Raw genomic sequence first — 25,934 nt, forward strand, 5'->3', positions numbered from 1 at the left:
AATGTAACTATCTTCGCAACAGTATTAAAATCAATTGCAACTTGATCGCTATCAGCTTCCCACCACCGGATTTTAAAATTACCAGAGAAGGCAGTAAAGAGCTGATCTTTGACCGCTATCGTAAAAAATATGTGGTACTGACTCCAGAAGAATGGGTGAGACAAAATTTCCTGAACTACCTGGTTCAGGTGTTACAATACCCCGCTTCCCTGATAGGTATTGAAAAGGAAATATTTTTGGGGGAGATGAAGAAGCGGTATGATATCGTGATCTACAATCGTGCTATGCAACCCTGGATGCTGGTAGAATGTAAAGAAATGAATGTACCACTCACAGAACAAACCATGCAACAGGTGATCCGCTACAATATGGTGATACCAGCCACCTACCTGGTAATTACGAATGGTACCAATACTTTTTGCGGCAACTATGTAGCCAACGAAGGAAAGTGGCGGTTCTTACATGCGTTGCCGGCCTTTACCTGAGGCTGGGACGTTTAAACCCCATCTGCATAAAAAAGCCCCCGCCGGAGGCGGAGGCTTCTGCAAAAATTATCTATCGCCGTGCATCAAGGGAAAATACCCAGTTGCTCGTAAGCAGCACCTACTTTATTAATCGCTACTACGTAAGCGGCTGTACGCATATCATGGATTTGCGGGTTAGCCATCATTACATCACGTACTTCGTGAAGTGCAGCGTGCATGGTTTCTTCCAGACCGGAGTATACCAGATCCACTTCATCCGCACCGTGTGCAATGAATTTCCTTTCGTTATCGGACACTTTTTTACCAGTCAGGTCTTCGATGGTTTGCAGGATATGAATGTTCATATTCTCATCGAAACGTTTACCTAAACGGCCATAACGCACGTGGCTCAGGTTTTTCAACCACTCGAAATAAGAAACGGTTACGCCACCGGCATTCAGGAACATATCCGGAACAACGATTACGCCTTTCTTATTCAGGATTTCATCTGCTTCCGGTGTTAACGGACCATTGGCAGCTTCTCCGATGATTTTAGCCTTAACGTTAGGTGCGTTGTGCTTATGAATTACATTTTCCAGTGCAGCAGGGATCAGGATTTCGCAATCCAGTTCCAGACCGTCTGTATTTTTATTCAGATTGGAAGCACCCGGGAAGTTCACGATAGAACCAGTCGCTTTTTTGTGCATCAGTACTTCGTCAGGATTCAGCCCCTGTTCGTTATAGATAGCACCATCCCACTCGATCAGGCAAATTACTTTAGCACCTGCTTCATGGAAGTATTTGGCAGCGTGGTAACCCACATTACCCATACCCTGTACAATTACTCTCTTACCTTCGATACCGGTAGTCAGACCCAAACGGTCCATATCTTCCTTGATATTGCACAGTTCGCGCAAACCATAGAATACACCCAAACCAGTAGCTTCTGTACGACCACGTACACCACCCTGAGAAATAGGTTTACCGGTAACGCAACCATAACCGTCAATTTCACCCGGACGTAAGCTCATGTACGTATCCAGGATCCAGCTCATTTCTCTTTCGCCGGTTCCATAATCAGGAGCAGGAACATCTGTACCCGGGCCGATAAAGTTTTTCTTCACCAGCTCCGCAGTGTAACGACGGGTAATCGCTTCCAGCTGGAAAGGAGTATAGTTGCGGGGATTGATCTTCAAACCACCTTTGGCACCACCGAACGGCACATTCACAATGGCACATTTGTAGGTCATCAGAGACGCCAGCGCCATTACTTCATCCTGGTTTACTTCTTCACTGAAGCGGATACCACCCTTACAAGGGAGTTTATGATGGGAATGTTGTACGCGGTAAGCTTCAATTACCTGTACAGAATCGCCTATTCTCACCGGGAATTTAATCTGGTAAACGGCGTTGCAGGCTTTGATCTGCTCCAGGATACCCTTGTCCCATTTGGTGAACGCAGCTGCTTTGTCGAAGCTTTTTTCCACACTCTGGAAGAAGCTATAATGCTGATCTTGCGACATAAATTATTGTTTTGGTATAACGATTAGATTTTATGCTATAACGGATTATTCTTTTCTCTTTCTTCCAGTTTACCAATCTTTCTGTCCAACCTGATAAGAAATAATACAATTCCTAAGAAGATGATCACTAAAACGCCTACAATCACATATATCTTGTCATTGCTACGGAAGAATTCGTTGACTGGTCCTTTCTCTGTATTCTGCTGTTGTGCATTTGCCAGCACTGTAATGAATAGCAAGGCCAGGGTCAGGCAAAATGAAAACGCTTTGTTGATCATTTAAAAATATTTTTAAGCTGTAATTTCTTGTAACGTACCACCAGTGAAAATATCCAGACACTCAGTAAGGTCCATCCGATAAAGGCAGGATACAACACCATTTTCATGGAGCCGGAGGTGTCTTTTGAGGCAAAACCCGGTGTGGAAGCGCTTCCCGGATGCAGGGAATCTACCATGCGGGGAATAATATAAGTGAGTGGTATTAATAACGCAAAAGCAAACACGTTAAAAACTGCGGATATGCGTGCCCGTTTGTCCAGATCATGGATAGACAGGCGCAAAACCAGGTAAGCCATATAAATCAGTATGGCGATGGCCGTACACATCTGTTTGGGGTCATCCGTGAGCGTACCGCCCCAGGTATAAGTGGCCCAAAGTGTTCCCGTAGCAAATCCCAATACGCCAAAGAAGGTGCCTACTCCCGCAGCGCTGGCGGCAATCACATCTTTCTTTAAATCATATTTCGACAGATAAAGCAGGGAGTTGATGATCGATATGGTGAACATGGTATACATACATATCCACATCGGTACGTGAAAGAACAATCCGCGGGATGATTGTCCATTGGTTCCTATTATAGGTATTTTAACAGTGAACCCAGCGATAATTACATATATAAGAAGCAGTATCGCTAATGCTTTCCACCAATGTCTGGCCATTTTTTAACAGCTATATTCGGGGGCAAACCTACACGTTTTAAACCTAATCACAAAGATTTTCGGGGATTTTAAGTTTATCCAACAGCAGTAAATCCCTGTTAAATATCCTTTACAGAAGTGCGCTTTTTGTTTGATATTTCTAATATCAGTCTTTCCACAGGAACGGGAAAAGTATCATTGTCAGGGCAATTACGAGGATATCCATTCCTCCCAGCAACAGGAACATTTTTGGCAGTTCCGGCTGAAATACGGTGACAAATGCCGATAAAGAGATATTGGCCAGCAGCATCAGCACCGGCATAATGAGCGGGAAGCCCATTACGGCCATGAGGGCCGCATTGTGGTTAGCCTGGGCTGCAATAGCCGCCAGCATGGTGAATAACAGCGATAGGCTAACGCCCCCCAGCAGCACCATTCCTATAAAATAGAGCGGATTGATAATGGGATTGCCCAGGAAAGCGATACTGCAAATCAATGCTATAAGGCTCATCAGGGTCATTAATATTACGTTGTAGATCAGTTTGGCCGCAATAAACACACGCGGGTTCACCAGGGAGTAGAAATACAGGAGGCGCCCCCGGCTTTCCTGCATAAAGCTTTTGGCAACGGCATTCACCGCCACAAACAACTGTATTACCCAGAAAAGGGCATTCCATACCTTATCTTCCGGCCGCCCCATCATCAGGTTGATAACAAAAACGGTGGATACGATATAGAGCAATACCCCGTAAAAAGCATATTGCTGGCGTAATTCCAGCGTAAGATCCTTTTTTACAAGGGTGAGCGTCTGATGGACAGGATGGCTTTTTTTCATGATCAGGCGCAAAGATAACTAATAGGACAATATTGTCCCACCATTGTATGACGTGCCATTAGTCATTCGCTTTCAGTCGTTAGTCATTTTTAAGTATATTAGCCCCTCGTTAAAAAAGTAACCGGCATTAAAAAGATCCGGTTCATTGTTAAAAGCTAATCGCTGATGAACAAAATTCTGGTTGCCAATCGGGGGGAAATAGCCTTACGCATTATGCGTTCTGCACGTGAGATGGGAATAAAAACTGTAGCGGTTTATTCCGAAGCAGATCGTACCATGCCGTTCGTACAATATGCAGATGAAGCCGTTTGTATAGGCCCTGCACCTTCCAATCAATCCTATTTGCTGGGCGAAAAGATCATTGCAGTAGCCAAAGAAAAAGGCGCCGACGGCATACATCCGGGGTATGGCTTTTTAAGCGAAAATGCCCGTTTTGCCCAGCAGGTCACCGATGCAGGGATTACTTTCATAGGTCCTTCTGCGGCCTCTATTGAGGTGATGGGCAGTAAGCTGGCAGCGAAACAGGCGGCACAGAAATTCGGCGTGCCCATGGTGCCGGGAACGGAAACGCCTCTACGTAGTGTGGAAGAAGCCCGGGAAGTAGTGCAGAAAACAGGATTTCCTATTCTCATCAAAGCCTCTGCCGGTGGTGGTGGTAAAGGGATGCGGGTGGTCAACAACCCCGAAGAACTGGAAGAGCAGATCAGGATGGCTAAAAGTGAAGCCCTGAATGCTTTTGGCGATGACGCCGTATTTATAGAAAAATATGTGGGTTCTCCACGGCATATAGAAATACAGGTGCTGGGCGACCGCCATGGCAACTGTGTTTATTTATTTGAAAGAGAGTGTTCCATACAGCGCCGGCACCAGAAGCTGATAGAGGAAGCCCCCTCTTCCTGTCTTACCCCCGCCATCCGGGCGGCCATGGGACAATGTGCGGTAGATGTAGCCAAGGCCTGTAATTACTATGGCGCCGGCACCGTAGAATTCCTGGTGGATGAGCAGCTGAACTTCTATTTCCTGGAAATGAATACCCGCCTGCAGGTAGAACACCCGGTAACGGAGTTGATCACCGGACTGGACCTCGTAAAAGAACAAATCAAAATAGCCAGAGGCGAAGCACTCTCCTTTACCCAGGAGAGCCTTAAAATCAATGGCCACGCCATAGAATTACGTATTTGCGCAGAAGATCCTTCCAACAACTTCTTACCTGATACCGGCAAACTGGAAACCTATATCCGTCCGCAGGGCTATGGTGTGCGGGTAGACGATGGATATGAACAAGGCATGGATATTCCTATTTACTATGATCCGATGATTGCCAAGCTCATTGCCTGGGGCAGTGACCGTGAAGAAGCCAGGCTCCGCCTGATGCGGGCCATCGAAGAATACCAGGTAAAAGGTATCAAAACCACCTTACCCTTTGGACACTGGGCCTTACAGCAACCTGCCTTCATCACAGGAAACTTTGATACTAACTTTATCAGTAAATACTTCACCCCACAGTCGTTACAAACGGAATCAGCCGACGTAAATAAACTCGCAGCCATACTGGCTGCGTACGTATGGCAGCAAAACAATATAAATTTACAGGAAGCAGCTATCAGCAATATCCCGTCCGTTTCAGCATGGAAAAAACGGAATATGTTAAGATAAAGCTATAACAGTTGTTAACTTTCGTTAAAGTATTTCCTAAAAAGAGGAAAACGTATAACTTTGCGCCAATTTTTATGATGTTACGCAACACCATTTTACAGATTCTTAAGTTCTTTTACCAGCCCTTTTCGAAGGTGATGCCCTGGCAAACCTTCCGCTACCTGGCGTGTGGCGGAGGTAATACCGCGCTGGATATTCTCCTGTATTTTGTGTGTTACAATTTCATACTGCGCCAGCAAATCGTGCATTTTGGCCTTTTTGACATGGGGCCCCATATTGCCGCCCTGTTCATGTCAATGGCGGTTACCTTCCCTACCGGCTTCCTGTTAAGTAAATATGTGGTATTTTCAGAGTCCAACTTACGCGGACGGGTACAGTTGTTCCGTTACTTTGTGCTGGTGGGCATCTGCATTGTGCTGAATTATGTGTTAATGAAAATATTTGTAGAGCAGTTTCATTTTTATCCTACTGTAGGAAAAATATGTACAACTGCGCTGGTCGTTGTTTTCAGCTACCTGACACAAAAGAAATTTACGTTTAAAGTAAAGCAGCAACAACTTTAACAGATAAGATATAAAAGCGAAAAACCCGTCTGGTATACTACCAGACGGGTTTTTCGCTTTTATATCTTCAAGTATCAGGGAACGTTCTCGTAATAGCAATGCCTGCATCTTGGCTCGTACAAATCCTTCTCTCCCAGTAACAGGGTTTCTTTCGAAGCAGATTTACGATAAGAATAATTGGCAATATGTCCACACTTAACACAGATAGCATGCAGCTTGGTGATATAGTCTGCTTTGGCCAGCAGGAAAGGCATTTGCCCAAAAGGTTTGCCTGTAAAATCCATGTCCAGCCCTGCAATGATTACACGTATTCCACGCAATGCCAGCTGGTCGCATACATTCGGCAACTCATCATCAAAAAACTGTGCTTCATCAATGCCCACCACATCTACATCCTGCGCCAGCAGTAATATTTGCTGGGAATTTTCTATTGGGGTGGAAATGATTTTATTTTCATCATGAGACGTAATGCTACCTTCATCATAACGGGTATCTACTGCGGGTTTAAATATCTCCACTTTTAAATTGGCGATGCGTACCCGTTTCAGCCGGCGGATCAGTTCCTCGGTTTTTCCCGAAAACATAGAGCCGCAAATTACTTCAATCCAGCCCCTCCGTCCTCCTGCAAGAGAAGGTTCAATAAACATATTATACTAATTTGATTATTAATTAATTAAAATATTCTAATTTTATGAAAATAAAATATTTCTATCACTAACCCGTTAACAATTAAGGCATGGAAAAAATTAATGCATTAATTGAGAAACTACAGGAATTAAAAAATTCCGGCGCGGACCTTTCGGCACTTTCGTATTATGCGCAATTGCTACAGGCAGAAGTGCTGCATGCACGCAACAAGCAACATCAGCAGCGGGTGCAATCTTCCCAGAGTAATATCGCGGTCATTATGCCATCACAATCTGCGATGGCCGAAAATATGCCGTCAGCTACTGCGGCGCAAACTACAACATTACCATCAAATAAACAGCCGGAAGTACCGGCACCGATAGAAGTGAAACCACCGCAAGTGGCTCCGGAAGTACCCGTTAAACCAGCAAACAATATCCCGGAAACACCCGTACCGGCAGCAGTGCAGCCAGAAGCAGAAGACATCAACACCCGTGCAGCCAGGTTAAATACAAACCCTACGTTTAATAATATTACCGCCTCAGAAGATATAAATACCCGGGCAGCGAAAGCGCAGGAATCTTTTACTAATGCTTCCGCCAGCCAAACATTGCCCGGAGTGCCTGAACCAGTAGTCGTTCAACCGGTACCTCCGGTAGTATCAGCACCGGCAGCCAGCGCTACCAGGCCGGCTACACCGGAACCCGTTCTCCCGGCAGCCGCAGAAGTACCGCCTGCCGCAGATCTGGTACCTCCCAAGCCGGAACCGGTGGTGACAGCACAGCCAATACCTACGCTGGCCGCAAATCAACCGGTAACAGAAAAGCCAAGACCAGCCACTCTTTTCGACGATGTACCAACTAATGGTAATGGAAATGGCCATTCTGCTGTTAATACCGGCGAACTCAGAAAAGATCTGAACGAGCTGGCAGGCAATAACGGACTATCCTTAAACGACCGTCTGCGTCAACAGCAGGTGGAAGTAGCCCAGAAGCTGGGAGAACTGCCCATTAATGACCTCCGGGCAGCTATCGGCATCAACGACAAGTACCAGTTCATCCAGGAGCTTTTCCGGGGTGACAAGGACCTTTATGAGCGTTCGATTAAAACTATTAACGAATGTGGTAACCTGCAGGAAGCAGATTACTGGATACAACGCGAAATAAAGATTATACAGGGCTGGGAAGATGACCATCACCTGGTACAACACTTCTATTCCTTGCTTAAAAAGCGGTTTTCCTGAATATAATGTAATACTTTTTGCGTGGCCCCGGTATTGGCCGCCACGTAATCTCCTGCGATGGCGGCGGTTTTAGCATAGGCTTCTTTGTCGCGGAGCCATAATTCCACGGCTGCCTGCAGATCCCTGGAATGGTTCACCACCACTGCCCCACCCACAGCGACCAGCTCTACTGCTTCAAAATATTTTTCAAACTCCGGGCCTATCAACACGGGCTTACTGTATACCGCCGGTTCCAGTATATTATGGATGCCGCCTTTGGCCAAACCGCCACCTACATAGGCGATGGTAGCATAGCGGTATAAGGTGGTAAGCATACCAATGTTATCGATAATCATTACGTTGGCAGTAGCACCAGACTGCCATTCTGAATATTTAATGGCCTCCGGAAACAGCTGAATGATAGCGGCAATATGGCTATCATGAATTTCATGGGGAGCTATGACCAGCTTTATACCCGTTGCTTCCTTTTCTTTCCACCACTCATTCAGCATTTTTTCATCTTCCGGCCAGGTGCTTCCTGCCACCAGCAGGCTGTTGCCGACAGCAAATGAGGCGATGGCCGGGATAGCTGTTTGTTCGGATAAGAGGGCAAATACCCGGTCAAAACGGGTATCTCCGCTGATGCTGCTGTTGTGTAGACCTATGCTTTGCAACAGTTGCAGGGACATGCCATTTTGTACAAAAATATGCGTCAGTTGTTGCAGAAGCTGACGGAACATGCCTCCGTATCCTTTGAAAAACACCTGGTCTTTCCGGAAGATGCCGGATACGAGCAGGGTAGGAATATGGCGTGTATACAGCGCTGTGAGGTAATGGTACCAGAATTCATATTTGATGAAGATGGCCAATGCAGGCTGTACAATATCCAAAAACTCACGGGCATTACTTTTGGTATCGAGGGGGAGATAATACACAAAATCGGCCCCTTTATAGTCTTTCCGGACTTCGTAGCCGGAGGGTGAAAAAAAAGTTAACAAAATTTTATAGGAGGGCCAGGCAGCCCGGATGGCTTCCAAAACGGGTCTTCCCTGCTCAAATTCCCCAAGGGAAGCGGCATGAATCCATACCACGGGTTGGGCGCCTACACCAGCCTGGCGCATGCGGGATTGCCAGTGTTCGCGGCCATTGAGCCACCGCTGCGCTTTCTTTTTACCTGCCATAGCGGCCAGGTGCACCCCTGCCTTGTATAATTGGAGCCCTGCATTATAAATCCCTGTTGCTATCATTCGCCTGCGTACTTTTACTTAATTTTCAGCTGAATGCAAAGATAATCCCCAGCCAATCCCAAAATTTGTAAATTTGCACACTTTAAACAAAATAAAAATATACGATCATATGGTTCCTATTCAGATGGTGGACTTGAAACGCCAGTATACGAAGATTAAATCCCAGGTAGATGCAGCCATCGAAGAAGTTTTGGAAAGCTCCGCTTTTATTAACGGCGGTGCAGTGCAGAAATTTGCCGGAGAATTAGAAACGTACCTGGGTGTTAAACATGTGATTCCCTGCGCCAATGGAACTGATGCGCTTCAAATTGCCATGATGGCACTTGGACTGCAACCCGGCGATGAAGTAATCACCCCTTCTTTTACCTTTATTGCTACTGCAGAAGTAATTGCGCTGCTGCATCTGAAACCTGTTTTTGTGGATGTAGACCCACAAACATATTGTTTGGATATTACTGCTATAGAAAAAGCGATTACGCCCAAAACCAAAGCAATTGTGCCTGTACATTTGTATGGTCATGTAACGGATATGGAACCGCTGATGGCGCTGGCAGCCAGGCACAACTTGTATGTAATTGAAGACAATGCCCAGGCGATAGGTGCTGATTATACTTTTAAAGACGGTACCAAAAAGAAAGCCGGTGCGATTGGGCATATTGGCTGTACGTCTTTCTTTCCTTCCAAAAACCTGGGTTGCTACGGAGATGGTGGCGCTATCTTCACCAATGATGATGAACTGGCAGCCAAGCTCCGGATGGTAGCCAACCACGGCCAGTCTGCCCGCTACTACCACGATGTAGTAGGTTGCAACTCCCGCCTGGATTCTGTGCAGGCAGCCGTATTAAATATTAAACTGCCACTACTGGATGAATATATCAGGGCACGTCGTGCAGTAGCAGATGCCTATGATGCTGCTTTTGCCGATGTACCACAAATCACAACGCCTTACCGCGCCCCATACAGCTATCACGTATTTCATCAATACACCCTGCAATTAAACGGAGCCGATAGGAATGAACTGCAGCAATACCTTTCAACAAAGGGAGTACCTGCTATGATCTACTATCCTGTTCCGGGCCACCGCCAAAAGATGTTTGAACATTTCGGCGGCGCTTCATTTGACCTCCCAGTAACCGATAATCTCACCACCAAGGTGATTTCCTTGCCGATACACACTGAAATGGATGCCGATCAACTGGAACACATTATCCAGTCCGTTAAATCATTTTTAAACAATTCCCCCACATGAAGATTACAGTAGTAGGTACCGGTTACGTAGGTCTCGTAACCGGCACCTGTTTTGCCGAAACAGGAAATGATGTCACCTGCGTAGACATTGATGCCAACAAAGTAAAAAAGCTATCTGCGGGTCAGATTACCATTTACGAGCCAGGGCTGGAAAAATTATTTGAACGTAACCTCAAGGAAGAACGTTTGTTTTTTACTACCAGCCTGGAAGAAGGTATTAAAGATGCAGAAGTGATTTTCCTCGCATTACCAACTCCCCCGGGAGCAGATGGCGCAGCAGATCTTTCCTTTGTGCTGAATGTAGCAACGCATTTAGGTAAGATTATGACTGACTACAAAGTAATAGTTGACAAAAGTACAGTACCGGTTGGCACGGCAGAAAAAGTAGCAGCGGCAATCGCCGAAAACTGTACAACCCCATTTGATGTGGTTTCCAACCCCGAATTTTTACGCGAAGGCGTAGCTGTAGATGATTTCATGAAGCCCGACAGAGTAGTCATTGGTACCACTTCTGAAAGAGCACGTAAAGTGATGGGAGAATTGTATGCCCCCTTCGTAAGGCAGGGAAATCCGATATTGTTCATGGATGAAAAATCTGCAGAACTGACCAAGTATGCAGCTAACTCTTTCCTGGCCACCAAGATTTCCTTTATGAATGAAATAGCGGTGCTGTGCGAGAAACTCGGTGCTGATGTAGACATGGTTCGCAGAGGCATAGGTAGTGATGATCGTATCGGCAAACGCTTTTTGTTTCCTGGCATAGGCTATGGCGGTAGCTGCTTCCCTAAAGATGTACAGGCATTGGTAAAATCATCTGAAGATGCACAGTATGAGTTTAAAATACTGAATGCCGTAATGGATGTAAACGAGAAACAAAAACTCTTTCTGTTGCCTAAAATAAAGGCTTTCTTTAACAACGATATTAAAGGAAAACACTTTGCGTTGTGGGGACTTGCTTTCAAACCTAATACCGATGATATCAGGGAAGCCCCATCCTTATACATCATTGATGCTTTGCTGGCAGAAGGTGCTACTGTAACCGTTTTTGATCCGGAAGCGATGAATAATGTGAAACAGGTCGTAGGCGATAAAATTACTTATGCAGAACATCAGTATACCTGCCTGGAAAATGCAGACGCCTTGATTATTGCTACAGAATGGAGCGTATTCAGAACTCCGGATTTTAATAAAATTTCCGCCAGCCTGAAGAACAAAGCTATTTTTGATGGCAGAAATCTTTTCGAAGTAACGCGTATGAGAGAATTGGGATACCACTACGAAAGTGTAGGACGTATACCTGCTACTATTTAACAACTTATACCAGACATATGGAAAAGAAAAGAATTCTCATTGCTGGCGCCGCCGGATTTCTCGGCTCCCACCTTTGCGATCGTTTTATAAAAGAAGGTTTCCATGTAATAGGCATGGATAACCTCCTCACGGGTAATATCAAAAACATCGAGCATCTTTTCCCTTTGCCGGATTTCGAATATTACCATCACGATGTCACCAAATTTGTACATGTTCCGGGGAAACTGGATTACATATTGAACTTTGCATCACCAGCCAGTCCTATAGACTACCTGAAGATGCCTATTCAAACACTGAAAGTTGGTTCACTGGGTACACATAACCTGTTGGGATTAGCAAAGGAAAAAAAAGCACGTATCCTCGTTGCCTCTACTTCAGAAGTATATGGTGATCCTAATGTACATCCTCAACCGGAAGAATACTGGGGCAATGTAAACCCGGTAGGTCCAAGAGGAGTATATGATGAAGCTAAAAGATTCCTGGAGTCTATTACCATGGCTTATCATAACTTCCATGGCGTAGACACCCGTATCATACGTATCTTCAATACTTATGGTCCACGTATGCGACTCAACGATGGTCGTGCTTTACCGGCATTCATGAGTCAGGCCTTAAATGGTCAGGATCTTACTGTATTTGGCGATGGCAGTCAAACCCGTTCTTTCTGTTATGTAGATGACCTGGTAGAAGGTATTTACCGCTTATTATTGAGCGATTATCACCTGCCGGTAAATATTGGTAATCCACAGGAGATTACGCTGAATCAATTTGCAGAAGAAATTATTGCATTAACCGGATCTAAACAGAAAATCGTTTATCATCCGTTACCAAAAGATGATCCTAAACAACGTCAGCCGGATATTACCAAAGCTCGTACCCTCCTGGGATGGGAGCCTAAGGTGGGCAGACAGGAAGGTTTAAAGATTACCTACGAGTACTTTAAAGAGGCGTTATTAAAATAAACTAAATTTTATCTGGAATGAAGCGGAAACTATTGATTACTGGCGGGGCCGGGTTCATTGGTTCACATGTAGTAAGGTTATTTGTAAATAAATATCCCGACTATCAAATCGTAAACCTGGATGCACTCACTTATGCGGGGAACCTGGAAAACCTGACAGATGTAAAAGATAAATCTAATTACATTTTCGAGAAGGGCGATATCACAGATGAATCTTTCATTGATTCTCTTTTTGAAAAATATCAGTTTGATGGTGTTATTCACCTGGCAGCAGAAAGTCATGTAGACCGTTCTATTATGGACCCGCTGGCGTTTATCAAAACAAATGTACTGGGAACAGCGGTATTGCTGAATAGTGCGCGAAAATACTGGAAAGATAACATGGATGGGAAGCTTTTCTACCACGTATCTACTGATGAAGTATATGGTTCTCTCGGGGAAGAAGGTTTTTTCCTTGAAACAACAGCATATGATCCCCGTTCACCTTACTCCGCTTCCAAAGCCAGCTCAGATCATTTTGTGATGGCTTATCATCATACATATCATTTACCCGCTGTCATTTCAAATTGTTCCAACAATTATGGGTCTCACCATTTTCCGGAAAAACTCATACCGCTGGCCATACACAATATCAAAAACAACAGGCCGGTACCCGTATATGGCAAAGGAGAAAACGTGCGTGACTGGTTATTTGTAAATGACCATGCAAGGGCTATCGATACCATTTTCCATCACGGAAGGATTGGAGAAACCTATAACGTTGGCGGATTTAATGAGTGGAAAAACATTGATCTTATTCAGCTGCTGTGCAGGATTATGGATCAAAAACTGGGACGTCAGGAAGGGACTTCTGCTCAGCTGATTACTTATGTAAAGGATCGCGCCGGTCATGACCTCCGTTATGCCATAGATGCCACCAAACTCAATAAAGAGTTAGGCTGGGAGCCTTCTCTCCAGTTTGAAGAAGGTCTGGAAAAAACAGTGGACTGGTATCTTGAAAATGAAACATGGTTAAACAATGTAACCAGCGGAGATTACCAAAAATATTATAACGAACAATATCAAAAAAGATAGTTACGCTGGCTGGTGATCTGCTGTTATTACAATAACTGGTCATCAGCCACCAGTAGCCAAATAGTTATTACCATATGGGCTTTCAACAAACCGGAATACCGGACCTTTTAATTTACGAGCCAAAAGTACATGGCGACCATCGCGGCTATTTTTTTGAAAGCTACAACGCCAATACTTTCAGCGTAGAGGGTATTACCTACCAATTTGTTCAGGACAATCAGGCTCGCTCTACCTACGGTGTATTAAGAGGCCTCCACTATCAGCTGGAACCGTATGCACAAACCAAGTTGATAAGAGTGCTGGAAGGTAGCATCATTGATGCGGTAGTGGATATCCGCAAAGGATCTCCTACCTACGGTAAATCTTTTGCCATCGAATTAAGTGCTTCCAACAAACTGCAACTGCTGGTCCCCAAAGGATTTGCACATGGTTATGCTGTTATCAGCGAAACAGCAGAAGTAATGTACAAATGCGATAACTTCTACCAAAAAGGCAGTGAAGGTGGTATCATTTATAATGATCCCGCCCTTGACATTGACTGGGGAATTGATTTGAAAGATGCGATCGTTTCTGATAAAGACCTTATCCTGCCAACACTGGCAGACATACATCATAATTTTATTTTTAACAGCYGATCATTTGCTATGAAAAACATTCTTGTTACCGGCGGAAACGGTCAATTAGGACAGTCCTTACAAAAGGTAGCCGGCGCTTATCCGCAATTTAACCTGTTATTTACCGATTACCAGGACCTGGATATCACGGATGCAGATGCACTGGCTGCCTATTTCTCTGCACAGCAAATTGATGCCTGCATTAACTGTGCTGCTTATACAGCTGTAGATAAAGCAGAGGAAGATGAAGACAATGCCTTTTTACTGAACTTCCAGGCGGTGCTGAGCCTCGCAGAAATATGTGCAGAACATCAGGCGCAACTACTGCATATCTCTACCGATTATGTATTCAGCGGCAAACAAAATGTGCCTTATGCAGAAACCGATGATACAGATCCCGAGAGCATTTACGGCGCCTCCAAAGTGCGTGGAGAAGCTGCCGCAGCAGGCTATAATCCTGATACCATTATACTCCGTACCTCCTGGCTCTACTCCGAATTTGCGGTAAACTTTGTTAAACGCATGAAGCAACTAATGGAGGAAAAACAGGAATTAACCGTTGTATTTGATCAAACAGGTACACCTACTTACGCCGGTGATCTGGCCAAAGCCATCCTGGATATATTGCAATACAAAGCAGCCAATACAGATGTGGCCATTGGAGGTGTATATCACTATAGTAACGAAGGAGTGACCAGCTGGTACGACTTTGCGGTAACTATTAAAGAGATGACCAATGCGACCACCACTATCCACCCGGTTACATCTGACAAATATAAAACTGCAGCAAAACGCCCGGCCTACAGCGTATTGAACAAGGAAAAAATAAAAAGCACTTTCGGCATTACTATCCCCTACTGGAGAGATAGCCTGGCGAAATGCCTGAAAAATATATAAGGCCATACAAGGCTGATTAAAAAGGTCGGGCATGAAAAGAATTCTTTTCATGCCCGACCTTTTTATTGGCGGTTTACTTCTTAAGCCCGGTAATCAAAGTTCCTCCCATTTTTTTACCCTCACTAAAAGAAGCTGTCTTTATCGGACCAAAGCCAGGGGCAAACCATTCCACCGCGGTAAACTTCCTGGGCACTACTTTGTTCATCATTGTCATCTGAAAATCAAGGTCATAGCTGATAACATAACAGTTCCAGCTGCCGGCAGGGGTGGTAACATTTTCTCTTCCTGTTACCCTCCGGTTATGGATAGTATAGCTGAGCACCATTTCCATGCCCTTTACCTTATTCTTCATTTCGTACGAACCACCCTTTAGCTCCTGTCCTACCTCCATGTGAGAAGGGTAATCCAGGAAAGCCGCGTTAGACTTACCTTCCATTTTTGTGTCTGTGGTGTTGGGCATAGATGGAAAGTTCATTTTCATGTCTACTGCCGCCCCATTACCACTGCATTTGAAATGCCCGGTACTGGTGGCTACCTGCTTACTATTCTTGTCATAATAGGTATTGGAGAAATCAGATATGACACCATCGCCATCTTTATGCACATTATTAACTTTATAGACCGTTTTACCCGTGGCGGCGCCACTGCCGTCGTACACGGTCATTTCGATTTCGGCATTATTCAGCAGGTAATAGAACCCTTTACAATCCTGTGCTATTGCGGGTGTAACATAACAGAGGGGTAATAAAAAAAGAAGTAAGCTTTTCATAAAACAAGGTGTTTTGGGGAAGATGAAAAATAGATATCTTATGAATTAACCTCACGATGGATGAATCAGCCGGCTGGCTGCTACTATAAATTTACATAGATATTTGTTAGATCTGACCAGCCTCCCTTAAAATGGACGAATCCTGTTAATTTTATGTAGGTTTGCAAAAATTGTTATTAAAATCATGAATCTGATAGAAGAACTGCGCTGGCGGGGTATGCTACAGGATATGATGCCTGGAACGGAAGAGCAACTGCAAAAGGAAATGACCACTGCTTATATTGGTTTTGACCCTACTGCAGCGTCATTGCACATCGGTAGCCTGGTACCTATTCTGCTGCTGGTGCACCTGCAAAAGGCAGGACATAAGCCCCTCGCGCTGGTGGGCGGCGCTACCGGCATGGTAGGCGACCCCTCCTTTAAAGCGGAAGAAAGAAAAATGCTGGACCTCGATACCCTGCAACAAAATGTGAATGGTATCAAAGCACAGCTGGAACGCTTCCTGGACTTTGATCCTGCCAAACCCAACGCGGCAGAAATGGTGAATAACTTCGACTGGTTCCAACACATTTCCTTCCTCGATTTTATTCGCGATACCGGTAAACACATCACCGTAAACTATATGATGGCCAAAGATTCTGTTAAAAAACGGATCGAAGGCGACAACGGGATGTCATTCACAGAATTTACCTATCAACTGATACAGGGCTACGATTTTTATCATTTGTATACCGCCAAAAACTGTAAACTGCAGATGGGTGGCTCCGATCAGTGGGGTAACATTGTTACCGGTACTGAGCTGGTGCGCCGTAAGGCACGCGGTGAGGCATTCGCATTTACCTGCCCGCTCATTAAAAAAGCAGATGGCACCAAATTCGGCAAAACCGAATCAGGAACAGTATGGCTGGATCCTAAACGCACGTCTCCATATGCTTTCTACCAGTTCTGGTTTAAAACAACAGACGTGGATGCAGAGAGTTATATTAAGATCTTTACTTTCATGGAGCAGTCTGAAATAGATGAATTAATCGAACAACACAAACAAGATCCAGGAAAAAATTTATTGCAGAAACGTTTAGGTAAGGAAGTAACAACCTTCATTCATGGCGAACAAAACTATGAATTTGCCATTCAGGCAGCTTCCATACTATTTAGTAATAATACTGCTGAGATCCTGACAGCACTTTCAGAAGATGAATTGCTTGATGTAATGGCTGGCGTTCCTCAGCATGAAGTCGCCAAGGCTGATCTGGAAACAGGTAAAGACCTTATAAGCCTCCTCGCAGAAACTGGCATTTTCCCAAGTAAAGGAGAAGCCCGTAAAATGATACAAGGCGGCGGTGTAAGTGTAAATAAAAATAAAGTACAGGGCATTGATACTGTTGTTAATACATCAGCACTCCTGAGAGATAAATATATCCTGATCCAAAAAGGAAAAACTAATTACTATCTCCTTAAAGCTGTCTGAAGAGTTAATAAGCGACTACTTTCAAACATAAACAGAAAAGGCTGGTATCACTACCAGCCTTTCTGTTTTTATACTCATTACCCATATTATTTCAATCCATATTTCTTCTCGTACTTCTCATACAATTGCTTCTGCTTATTATCCAGGTTGATTTCTCTGCCCTGGATAAATGCTTTTGTAATCACGCTGGATTTCATATCCAGCATATCACCTGTGCTGATCGCAATGTTAGCATCCTTGCCGGCTTCCAGCGAACCTGTTATTTTATCGATGCCCAATATTCTGGCGGCATTCAGCGTCACCGCGGTCAGGGCTTCTTCTTTGCTGAGTCCGAAAGCGCTGGCAGTACCGGCTTCAAAGCCCAGGTTACGTTGTTGCCAGAAGCCCTCATTGCTCAGGCAAAACAGCACACCTGCTTTTTGCAGCTGAGCCGCAGTTTTATAAGACTGGTCTACATCATCGTCCTGCATCACCGGCAAGCTATGTGGCTGTGTTAAAATCACCGGCACATTATTTTGTTTCAGGATGTCTGCGATGAGCCAGGCATCAGTGCCACCTACGATAGTGACATCTACATTAAATTCCTTTGCAAAATCAATGGCGATCAGCATTTCTTTCATCAGGTTGCAATGAATAAAAAGCTTTTGCTCTTTGGTAAACAGCTTGCGCATGGATTCAAACTTCAGATTGGTAGCTGTGTGTTTGGCTTCCTGCTGATATGCTTTTGCTTCACGGAAAAATGTTCTTACGGTTTCAATCTGTTCCATGGCAGCTTTCAGGCGATCAACGGCTGGAGCAGCCCCCCCACGTCCGCCACCACTGGTTACGGGCAACAGGCTGGGTAGGTAAAAATGCAGGGCATTATCTGTTTTATATGCTGCATCTTCCCAGTTCCAGGCGTCCAGTTGTACTACAGAAGAAACACCACTGATGATACCTCCTTCCGGAGTTACCTGTGCCAGCAGGATACCATTGGAGCGCAGGGTATTGATCACTTTTGAATCCGCATTATACGCAATGATGGACCGTACTGATGGATTTATTTCTCCGACTTCCTTCACATCAATGGTAGCACGTACACTTTCAAATTCTATCAGTCCCAGCTGGGACTCCGGCGCAATGATGCCCGGATATACATGTTGCCCTTTCAGATCTACTACGGTAGCATCGCTACCGGCGGCAGGCACATTACTACCTACTGCCGTGATTTTTCCTTTGCTGAATGCAATCGTTCCATTGTTGATTACCTCACCGTTGCCCACGTGAATAGTAGCATTGGTAAGATATACCGGCTTATCCTGTGGAGCCGCCGGGGATATAGTTTCCTGTGCATAGGCGGTATGTAACGCGATAGCCAGGCAAAATAAAATCATGATACTTTTCATAGCTGTTAGCATTTAGCTGTTAGCATTTAATATTTTCAATAATCGCTGACTAATAGCTAAAAGCTAGTAGCCAACACCTGACTGGTGCCCACCCTGTAAGTCTTCACAGTGGTACATTTCATCCGCCACAAAAGATGCTTTCTGTGTAGGCGTACCCTTTTTCTTTTCAGTCAGCAATTGCTGGGTAAGACGGTTACGTTCTGCGGTGATGCGTTTGCGCAACAGCAGGTCATTATCGCGGTCAAACTCCACGATACCATCTACGATGGTTTTCTCGGCTTTGGCGTAGATGCTCAGCGGGTTATCGCTCCACAGTACCACATCTGCATCTTTCCCTACTTTAATGCTACCCATGCGGTTATCTACATGTAGCAATTTAGCTGGATTGATGGTCACCATCTTAAGCGCATCTTCTTCGCTCACGCCACCATATTTGATTGTTTTGGCAGCTTCCTGGTTCAGGCGGCGGGCCATTTCTGCATCATCGGAGTTGATGGCAGTTACTACCCCTACGCCTTGCATGATGGCCGCGTTGTAAGGAATAGCATCCTGTACTTCCATTTTATATGCCCACCAATCAGCGAAGGTGCCTGCACCGGCGCCATGTGCTTTCATTTTATCTGCTACTTTATAGCCTTCCAGGATATGTGTGAAGGTGTTCACACGGAAATGGAAACTGTCTGCTACATGCATCAGCATATTAATTTCGCTCTGTACATAAGAGTGACAGGTAATAAAACGCTGTTGATGCAAAATCTCTACGAGTGCGTCCAATTCCAGGTCGCGGCGTTTGCCGGTGCCTTGTTTTTCATAGTCACGGGCACGGGTAAACGCATCTGTGTATATCTGTTCTACTCCCATCCTGGTTTGTGGAAAACGTACAGTATTACGGTCGCCCCAGTTGGATTGTTTTACATTTTCACCCAATGCAAATTTGATGAAGGGGTCCCAGTTGGTGACTTTCAGGTCTTCCGCATTTTGTCCCCAGCGCAGTTTGATGAGCTGAGATTGCCCGCCGATGGCGTTGGCGCTGCCGTGCAATAAATGAGAAGCGGTAACGCCGCCACTCAGTTGCCGGTAAATGTTGATATCGTCAGGGTTCAATACATCTGCAATCCTTACTTCTGCGGTCACAGACTGTGATGATTCGTTGACGCCTCTGCTGATAGCGATGTGTGAATGTTCGTCAATAATGCCGGCAGACAAGTGTTTACCGGTACCATCAATTACACGGGCGTTGCCGGCAGACAGATTTTTACCTATCTGTGCAATTTTTCCATTACGGAGCAAAACATCGGTATTCTCAAGTTTACCTTCTTTCTCGTTGGTCCATACGGTGGCATTTTTGATGAGCAGGTCTTCCTGTTTAGGCAGTTTATCCCAGCCATAGCCATTAAAAGGATACAGTAAGGGGCCTAAAGTAATGGCGGCATTCTTCTTTACGGAATCAGCTTTCTCCGGTGCTGTTTTCACAAATACGGCCGTCCATTTTACGGTGTTGCCGCTGGTATCAGCGCCGGTACCGGTCCAGTTGCTGCCACCGATGATACCGCTCAAGCGGATGCTGCTCTTGCTGTTCTTGACCAGGGGCAAAGACATAGACACCAGTTTTCCATTTACATCTATGCGTCCTGGCAGGGTGTCCTGCTGCAAAACAGACAGCAATGGTGCACTGGCAGTGCCTCTTACTTCCACGCTATAGCTGTTGCCGGGCGTAAGCGTCACGGTATAAATACCGCGGATATCATTCCAACCATCAGCTTTAATCACATAGCGGTTCCCTTGTACCCAGTTTTGGTACAGGATAGTTTTATCGCTGAAAATGGGTCCGGAAGTAATGAGGAAGTTAGCGAGTTTACCCGCTTCCAGGCTACCTACTTTATCATATGCTTTTAAAAGCGTGGCGGGTGTTTTTGTTAATGCTTCCAGTGCTTTTTGTTCGCTAAGGCCGTATTCTATGGCTTTGCGTACATTGGCCATGAATTGCTTCACATCTTTCAGATCAGCAGCTGTTAAACAGAAAGGGATATTTGCTTTTTCGAAGGCGCCTGGTTCTGATGGAGCCATTTCCCAGTGTTTCATGTCCGACAGGGATACAAAGCGGGCGTCGCCCGGATCTTCCATGTCGATAGCGCCGGGGAAGTTCAGGGGCAAAATGAATGTAGCTTTGGTAGCGGCCATTTCAGGGATACGTTGGTATTCGTTACCGCCGGCTTTGATAATGTACTGTACGCCAAATTCATCGCCGATTTTATCTGCCCGGAGTACATCCCATTTATCTGCTGCTTCAAACAGCTGCGGCAGCTGCTGGTTGGCATTCCATGCCTGCAGACTGAGGTTCACCCCTTCTTTGGCTGGCTGGGATTTATACCATTGTGCATCCAGGTAAGTTTGGCGCAGCAATGCAATACAGCCCATGAGCGAGTTGGGATAATTTTGGGTAGAAGTACCTTTATCGAAAGAATAGACCGCGGCGGCCTTTTCGCGGATGATCACCCTGTTTTCTTTTGCAGTGGCCAGGGTAACCAGGGCCGCAGTGCCGCGGGCAACGCCGTCCGGCTGCTGGGTAAGTACCGTGCCAAAACCGGCTTCCCGCAATGGTGCAGCTTTACCCTCATCTCCCGAAAACAAATCCACGGCATTTACCTCACTTTTAATAGCCTGGTTCCAGCCATATGCTCCTTTGGTGTTAGACAGGAACTGAGGCGCTGCATTCCAGGCGGAGCCGCCCTTTCTCGAATCAGACAATCCATAACTGCTATAGATATCCACAAAGGAAGGATAAATGTACTTTCCCTTACAATCCAGTACCACCGCATCTTTCGGAATAACGGCAGCAGGACCGGCATCTATCACTTTTCCATCGCGGATCACGAGGGTGGCATTTTGCAGGGTTGTTTGTGCATCCTTTACAATAGTGGCGTGTGTAAAGGCAAAACATCCTTCCCGGGGGTCAGCAATACCGTTTACAGGAAAAGTTTCCTGTGCACTGGCGTAGGTGCCTGTTGCCAGTAAAGCCAGCAAAACCACCTGACTGCGATACCGGTTCATGGCATAGGTAATACACCGTGATAGCAGGGCCATCTCGGGTTTCTCAAAAGCTCTTTTCATGTAAATCTTTGATTTTTCGGTTCAGATCTAGTTGATTCGTTAAATGTAGTAAATCATTAAGGCGGAGTTTAATAAAAAGCGATATTTTTTATGAATGGTAAGGCTATCCTAAAATTTTGGATTCACACGAAAAAGGGATAATTTGACAGGGAATTACATCCTAAGTTTGTTTAAATTCGTTCAATATTTGCTGACTATGAAGTTTATTTCCGTTTATATACAAGTGCTGCTAGTCTGTTTTTTTGTAGCCATTTCGACCACCACTTTTGCCCAGGTAAAAGATAGTTCCGCTACAACGGGCCGCTGGGGTGTTGAGGGAAGGGCAGATAAAATAACTGATAAAATTTCCCATAAAATCGGGTTGAATAAAGAGCAGTCCAAAAAGATTTATGTAATCAATGAAGATATTGTGCGCCGGATGGATGCGGTAAAAAACAATCCTGCACTCACTAAAAAAGAGCGGATGACACAGTTCAAAGCATTGGATTCAGAGCGCAGCCAGCGTTTTAAAACCGTGTTTACAGCCGCCCAGTATAAGAAGTGGAATGACTGGGAAATGACTAAAAAGGAGCATCTCGAAGAAAAAATGGAAAAGAAGAGAGTGAAGAAAGAAGCGAAGAAGGCGACACCGCAACAATAAATAACTTACATTTAAACCTACCAGCAGTGAGTCAACTCACTGCTTTTTTTATTCCCAAAACGGATGACAACAGCGGATATAAAAGATATTTTTTTGCATGCCGTAGCGGCAGTGCATCCGCAGGAGCTGATGCGGAAAAATGTGCAGGTGCAGCTGGGCTCCCGTATAATTACTATTTCGGGAGATGATTATGAGATCCCGGAGGATGGCCGTGTATGGGTCATGGGAGCGGGCAAAGCTGCTGCTGCGATGGCACAGGAACTGGAAAAAATACTGCTCCCCCATTTCCCCCTGCAAGGAATGGTCATCACCAAATACGGACATGCGTTACCGTTACAACAGCTCGGATTATTGGAGGCAGGACATCCGGTACCCGATCAAAACAGTGTAGCCGCTTCCGTTAAACTACAGGCCATCGCCGCGCAAGTGCAGCCGTCCGACCTCGTTATTTTCCTTTTATCGGGTGGTGCTTCCGCCCTGCTGGCCGATGTACCCTCGGGCAGTCACCTGGAGGAAGTACAACAGCTGTTCGAAGCACTGCTCAAAAGTGGTGCGGATATCCGCGAAATGAATGTGGTCCGCAAACATTTATCGGGTATCAAAGGCGGGCAGCTTGCAAAAAGCATATATCCGGCTACGTTATGTACCCTTATCCTGAGCGATGTAGTGGGCGATGATCTGAGTGTGATAGGGTCAGGCCCCACAGTGCCCGACCCGTCTACCTTTGCCGACACAATGGGGGTATTTCACAAATATCATCTCCCTGAAAAAATATCCGCTGCTCTTCTGCAGCATATCGAAAATGGAGTGGCCGGCGTAATACCGGAAACGCCCAAACCGGGTGATAAGGATTTCGGGCATGTACACAACTACCTGGCCGGCACCAACCGCATCGCCCTGAAAGCCGCAGCCGGCAAGGCCCGGGAGCTGGGCTATTATCCGTTGCTGTTGTCGGATACTATTAACGGAGATGCACATACTGTAGCCACTTCACTGGTACAAACAGCGCTCGGCTATTCCGGTTCCCTTCCCGCCTGTTTGCTGGCAGGAGGTGAAACCACCGTCACCATCACCGGAAACGGCCTTGGTGGCCGCAATCAGCAGTTGGCGCTGGCAGCAGGTATTGCGCTCGCTCATCACCCCACACTCACTTTTTTAAGCGGAGGCACCGATGGCAGCGATGGGCCCACCAATGCGGCAGGGGCTATCGTGGATGCATCTACGATGCAAAATGCCAGAAATATGCAGCTGGATGCAAATAGTTTTTTGCAGAACAATGATGCATGGCATTTCTTCTCAAAAGCAGGCGGGCTAATGATTACAGGACCTACTCAAACCAATGTAATGGACCTGATGATCCTGCTCATCACCACAGATACCCCTAAAATTTAAAATCAAAGTTTGTATATGTGTGGATAGATTATATTTTTGGGGTTTGGAATTAGAAATTCTGGATTTACTAAACGTATTTGCATTATGCTGAGAATGGAACAGACATGGCGATGGTACGGGCCTAATGATCCGGTAAGCTTGTCTGATATAAAACAGGCAGGAGCTACCGGAATCGTTACTGCATTGCACCATGTACCTAATGGCGCGGTATGGACGAGAGAAGAGATATTAAAGCGGAAAGCCATCATCGAAGCGGCAGGTCTTACCTGGTCAGTCGTAGAAAGTGTGCCGGTACATGAAGATATTAAAACGCAGAGCGGGCGTTTTAGAGATTATATCAACAACTACCAGCAAACCCTGCGTAACCTGGCTGCATGCGACATACGTACGGTAACGTACAATTTCATGCCTATACTGGACTGGACCCGCACAGACCTTTCTTACACCGTAGAAGACGGCTCCAAAGCATTGCGCTTTGAAAAAGCAGCCTTCATGGCGTTCGACCTGTTCATGCTGCAAAGACCAGATGCAGAAAAGGATTACAGTGACGATGACATTGCCCGTGCGAAAGAGCATTTCGACAGCATGACCGATGAAGACCGTGTACTGTTACAAAAAAATATTATTGCCGGACTACCCGGATCTGAAGAAAGCTTTACGCTGCAACAGTTCCAGGCCGCATTAGATAAATACAAAGGCATTGATGCCACCCAGCTGAAACTACACCTGTTCTATTTCCTCCAGCAAATAGCACCTATTGCGGAAGAAGCAGGGGTAAAACTGGCCATCCATCCGGATGATCCTCCATTCCCTATCTTCGGGCTGCCACGCGTGGTAAGCACGGAGCAGGATGCCCGGGAACTGCTGATAGCAGCACCTTATACGTCTAATGGACTGTGCTTCTGTACGGGTTCCTATGGGGTACGGGCAGACAATGACCTGCCGGGCATGATAGAACGCCTGGGCGATCATATTCACTTCATCCATCTCCGCAGCACGCAGCGGGATGCATTGGGCAACTTCCACGAAGCTAACCACCTGGAAGGCGATGTAGACATGTTTGCTGTCGTGAAAAACATCCTCACCACCATGAAACGCCGCAATGTTTCCATTCCTATGCGACCGGATCATGGACACCAGATGCTGGATGACCTCCATAAAAAAACCAATCCTGGCTACAGCGCCATTGGCCGTTTACGCGGGCTGGCAGAGCTGCGCGGCCTGGAAATGGGCATCGCGGGGGCTTTAGGCTCTGATTGACTGACATCTACCAGCATCAGGTCTGCACAACGAGTAAAGGTGGGGATAAGCAATACCATCGTCGGACTGAGATGCTACACCAGAGCAGAAAGCGTATTTGAACACATACCGTAATGGCTGATTACGCGTACAAATGACACTGCTTCGCTAAAATATAAAAGACCCACCCATCACGGTTGGGTCTTTCTTTTTATAATCGAAAAAATCACTGCTTTTTTGTAGCATTGCATCAGGATACGAGATTTTATCAACTGTACACTTTTACTAAACCTACAATACGATGAGCGCAACTGTCGATGCGAGATACGAGGCATGCCTGGCCAAAAGACCTGATAGCCTCGCCCGCCTGATTAACTTGTTCAAAAAAGATATAGACCTGCGTATTACCCAAAGAATCCAGGAACGCGGATACAAGAATTTTAAATTGGGAGACATGGTATTACTGGTGCATATAGATGCACAAGGCACTATCAACAACGACCTCGCCAGAAAGGCACGTATCAGCAAACAAGCCATGAGTAAGGTGGTGAAAAACCTGGAAGCAGAAAACTATATCAGTACCCGTAAACACGATACAGATAACCGCGCCAGCATCATTTTCCTCACCGAAAAAGGAAAAGAATTTATGATCAGCGTGTATGAAGGAGTAGATGAAATACAGGCATTGTATGAAAGCATTATCGGAACGGACGCACTTATAGAACTGAAAGCCATCCTCAAAAAATTAAATGCAGGTTTAAAATTGGATTGA

General features: G+C 45.6%; 23 protein-coding genes. 14 read left to right on the forward strand and 9 right to left on the reverse strand.

What is annotated here, in order from left to right; all coding sequences use genetic code 11:
* Positions 1–41: 41 nt before the first annotated feature.
* Positions 42–485, forward strand: a complete 444-nt coding sequence (locus AC1DP6_RS10740) for a type I restriction enzyme HsdR N-terminal domain-containing protein (RefSeq protein ID WP_477021392.1) — start codon at positions 42–44, stop codon at positions 483–485.
* Positions 486–568: 83 nt separating this feature from the next.
* On the opposite strand, the gene AC1DP6_RS10745 is transcribed toward AC1DP6_RS10740, so the two are convergent.
* From AC1DP6_RS10745 to AC1DP6_RS10760, 4 genes are all read right to left on the reverse strand, one after another.
* Positions 569–1,987, reverse strand: coding sequence for a Glu/Leu/Phe/Val family dehydrogenase (locus AC1DP6_RS10745; RefSeq protein ID WP_441572713.1), 1,419 nt, complete (start codon positions 1,985–1,987; stop codon positions 569–571).
* A 35-nt stretch (positions 1,988–2,022) separates the two neighbouring features.
* Entirely contained in the window at positions 2,023–2,265 is a 243-nt protein-coding gene (locus AC1DP6_RS10750; protein WP_441572714.1) for a CcmD family protein, read from the reverse strand.
* A complete protein-coding gene (ccsA, locus tag AC1DP6_RS10755; RefSeq protein ID WP_477054794.1) occupies positions 2,262–2,924 on the reverse strand; it encodes a cytochrome c biogenesis protein CcsA in 663 nt (220 codons plus the stop codon). Before ccsA ends, AC1DP6_RS10750 begins: the two co-directional genes overlap by 4 nt.
* Positions 2,925–3,069: 145 nt before the next feature.
* A complete protein-coding gene (locus AC1DP6_RS10760; RefSeq protein WP_133808500.1) occupies positions 3,070–3,738 on the reverse strand; it encodes a heme exporter protein CcmB in 669 nt (222 codons plus the stop codon).
* Between the two features lie 165 nt (positions 3,739–3,903).
* On the opposite strand from AC1DP6_RS10760, the gene accC reads away from it, so the two are divergent.
* Together accC and AC1DP6_RS10770 are read left to right on the forward strand one after the other, a co-directional pair.
* The gene (gene accC / locus AC1DP6_RS10765; RefSeq protein ID WP_477054795.1) at positions 3,904–5,394 is read left to right on the forward strand and encodes an acetyl-CoA carboxylase biotin carboxylase subunit; all 1,491 of its coding nucleotides are present in this window, start codon (positions 3,904–3,906) and stop codon (positions 5,392–5,394) included.
* 74 nt (positions 5,395–5,468) lie between these two features.
* Positions 5,469–5,957 carry a GtrA family protein gene (locus AC1DP6_RS10770; RefSeq protein WP_477054796.1) on the forward strand — a complete coding sequence of 163 codons (489 nt, stop codon included), beginning with the start codon at positions 5,469–5,471 and terminating at the stop codon, positions 5,955–5,957.
* Between the two features lie 74 nt (positions 5,958–6,031).
* Here the strand turns inward: AC1DP6_RS10770 and AC1DP6_RS10775 are convergent, their stop codons facing one another.
* Positions 6,032–6,604: a thymidine kinase gene (locus tag AC1DP6_RS10775; RefSeq protein WP_441572719.1), complete on the reverse strand. Its 573-nt coding sequence runs from the start codon at positions 6,602–6,604 to the stop codon at positions 6,032–6,034.
* 89 nt (positions 6,605–6,693) lie between these two features.
* On the opposite strand from AC1DP6_RS10775, the gene AC1DP6_RS10780 reads away from it, so the two are divergent.
* Positions 6,694–7,827, forward strand: coding sequence for a hypothetical protein (locus AC1DP6_RS10780; protein ID WP_477054797.1), 1,134 nt, complete (start codon positions 6,694–6,696; stop codon positions 7,825–7,827).
* Here AC1DP6_RS10780 and AC1DP6_RS10785 read toward each other — a convergent pair.
* Positions 7,797–9,053, reverse strand: a complete 1,257-nt coding sequence (locus AC1DP6_RS10785) for a 3-deoxy-D-manno-octulosonic acid transferase (protein WP_477054798.1) — start codon at positions 9,051–9,053, stop codon at positions 7,797–7,799. The genes AC1DP6_RS10780 and AC1DP6_RS10785 overlap by 31 nt on opposite strands.
* Positions 9,054–9,162: 109 nt before the next feature.
* Between AC1DP6_RS10785 and AC1DP6_RS10790 the strand changes: the two genes are divergently transcribed.
* From AC1DP6_RS10790 to rfbD, 5 genes are all read left to right on the forward strand, one after another.
* Positions 9,163–10,302, forward strand: a complete 1,140-nt coding sequence (locus AC1DP6_RS10790; protein WP_477054799.1) for a DegT/DnrJ/EryC1/StrS family aminotransferase — start codon at positions 9,163–9,165, stop codon at positions 10,300–10,302.
* Positions 10,299–11,612 carry a UDP-glucose dehydrogenase family protein gene (locus AC1DP6_RS10795; RefSeq protein WP_477021385.1) on the forward strand — a complete coding sequence of 438 codons (1,314 nt, stop codon included), beginning with the start codon at positions 10,299–10,301 and terminating at the stop codon, positions 11,610–11,612. The genes AC1DP6_RS10790 and AC1DP6_RS10795 overlap by 4 nt, the downstream gene beginning before the upstream one ends.
* A gap of 17 nt (positions 11,613–11,629) precedes the next feature.
* Complete coding sequence (locus AC1DP6_RS10800; RefSeq protein ID WP_477021384.1) at positions 11,630–12,574, forward strand: UDP-glucuronic acid decarboxylase family protein; 945 nt, start codon at positions 11,630–11,632, stop codon at positions 12,572–12,574.
* 17 nt (positions 12,575–12,591) lie between these two features.
* On the forward strand, positions 12,592–13,647 hold the full coding sequence (rfbB, locus tag AC1DP6_RS10805) for a dTDP-glucose 4,6-dehydratase (RefSeq protein ID WP_477054800.1): 1,056 nt from the start codon (positions 12,592–12,594) through the stop codon (positions 13,645–13,647).
* A gap of 74 nt (positions 13,648–13,721) precedes the next feature.
* Positions 13,722–15,158 carry a dTDP-4-dehydrorhamnose reductase gene (gene rfbD / locus AC1DP6_RS10810; RefSeq protein WP_477054801.1) on the forward strand — a complete coding sequence of 479 codons (1,437 nt, stop codon included), beginning with the start codon at positions 13,722–13,724 and terminating at the stop codon, positions 15,156–15,158.
* 73 nt (positions 15,159–15,231) lie between these two features.
* Here the strand turns inward: rfbD and AC1DP6_RS10815 are convergent, their stop codons facing one another.
* Positions 15,232–15,927 (reverse strand): TapB family protein, encoded by a 696-nt coding sequence (locus AC1DP6_RS10815; RefSeq protein WP_477054802.1) that lies wholly within the window; start codon positions 15,925–15,927, stop codon positions 15,232–15,234.
* Between the two features lie 184 nt (positions 15,928–16,111).
* Between AC1DP6_RS10815 and tyrS the strand changes: the two genes are divergently transcribed.
* On the forward strand, positions 16,112–17,395 hold the full coding sequence (gene tyrS / locus AC1DP6_RS10820; protein ID WP_477054803.1) for a tyrosine--tRNA ligase: 1,284 nt from the start codon (positions 16,112–16,114) through the stop codon (positions 17,393–17,395).
* Positions 17,396–17,481: 86 nt separating this feature from the next.
* Here the strand turns inward: tyrS and AC1DP6_RS10825 are convergent, their stop codons facing one another.
* Complete coding sequence (locus AC1DP6_RS10825) at positions 17,482–18,780, reverse strand: amidohydrolase family protein (protein ID WP_477054804.1); 1,299 nt, start codon at positions 18,778–18,780, stop codon at positions 17,482–17,484.
* Between the two features lie 63 nt (positions 18,781–18,843).
* A complete protein-coding gene (locus AC1DP6_RS10830; protein ID WP_477054805.1) occupies positions 18,844–21,891 on the reverse strand; it encodes an amidohydrolase family protein in 3,048 nt (1,015 codons plus the stop codon).
* Positions 21,892–22,087: 196 nt separating this feature from the next.
* On the opposite strand from AC1DP6_RS10830, the gene AC1DP6_RS10835 reads away from it, so the two are divergent.
* The 4 genes from AC1DP6_RS10835 (at position 22,088) to AC1DP6_RS10850 (ending at position 25,934) form a co-directional block, all read left to right on the forward strand.
* Entirely contained in the window at positions 22,088–22,531 is a 444-nt protein-coding gene (locus AC1DP6_RS10835; protein ID WP_477054806.1) for a hypothetical protein, read from the forward strand.
* Between the two features lie 63 nt (positions 22,532–22,594).
* The gene (locus AC1DP6_RS10840) at positions 22,595–23,923 is read left to right on the forward strand and encodes a glycerate kinase type-2 family protein (RefSeq protein WP_477054807.1); all 1,329 of its coding nucleotides are present in this window, start codon (positions 22,595–22,597) and stop codon (positions 23,921–23,923) included.
* An 84-nt stretch (positions 23,924–24,007) separates the two neighbouring features.
* Positions 24,008–25,183 carry a mannonate dehydratase gene (gene uxuA, locus AC1DP6_RS10845; RefSeq protein WP_477054808.1) on the forward strand — a complete coding sequence of 392 codons (1,176 nt, stop codon included), beginning with the start codon at positions 24,008–24,010 and terminating at the stop codon, positions 25,181–25,183.
* Positions 25,184–25,463: 280 nt separating this feature from the next.
* Positions 25,464–25,934, forward strand: coding sequence for a MarR family winged helix-turn-helix transcriptional regulator (locus AC1DP6_RS10850; protein ID WP_477054809.1), 471 nt, complete (start codon positions 25,464–25,466; stop codon positions 25,932–25,934).

The organism is Chitinophaga sp. 01L420 (assembly GCF_056399985.1).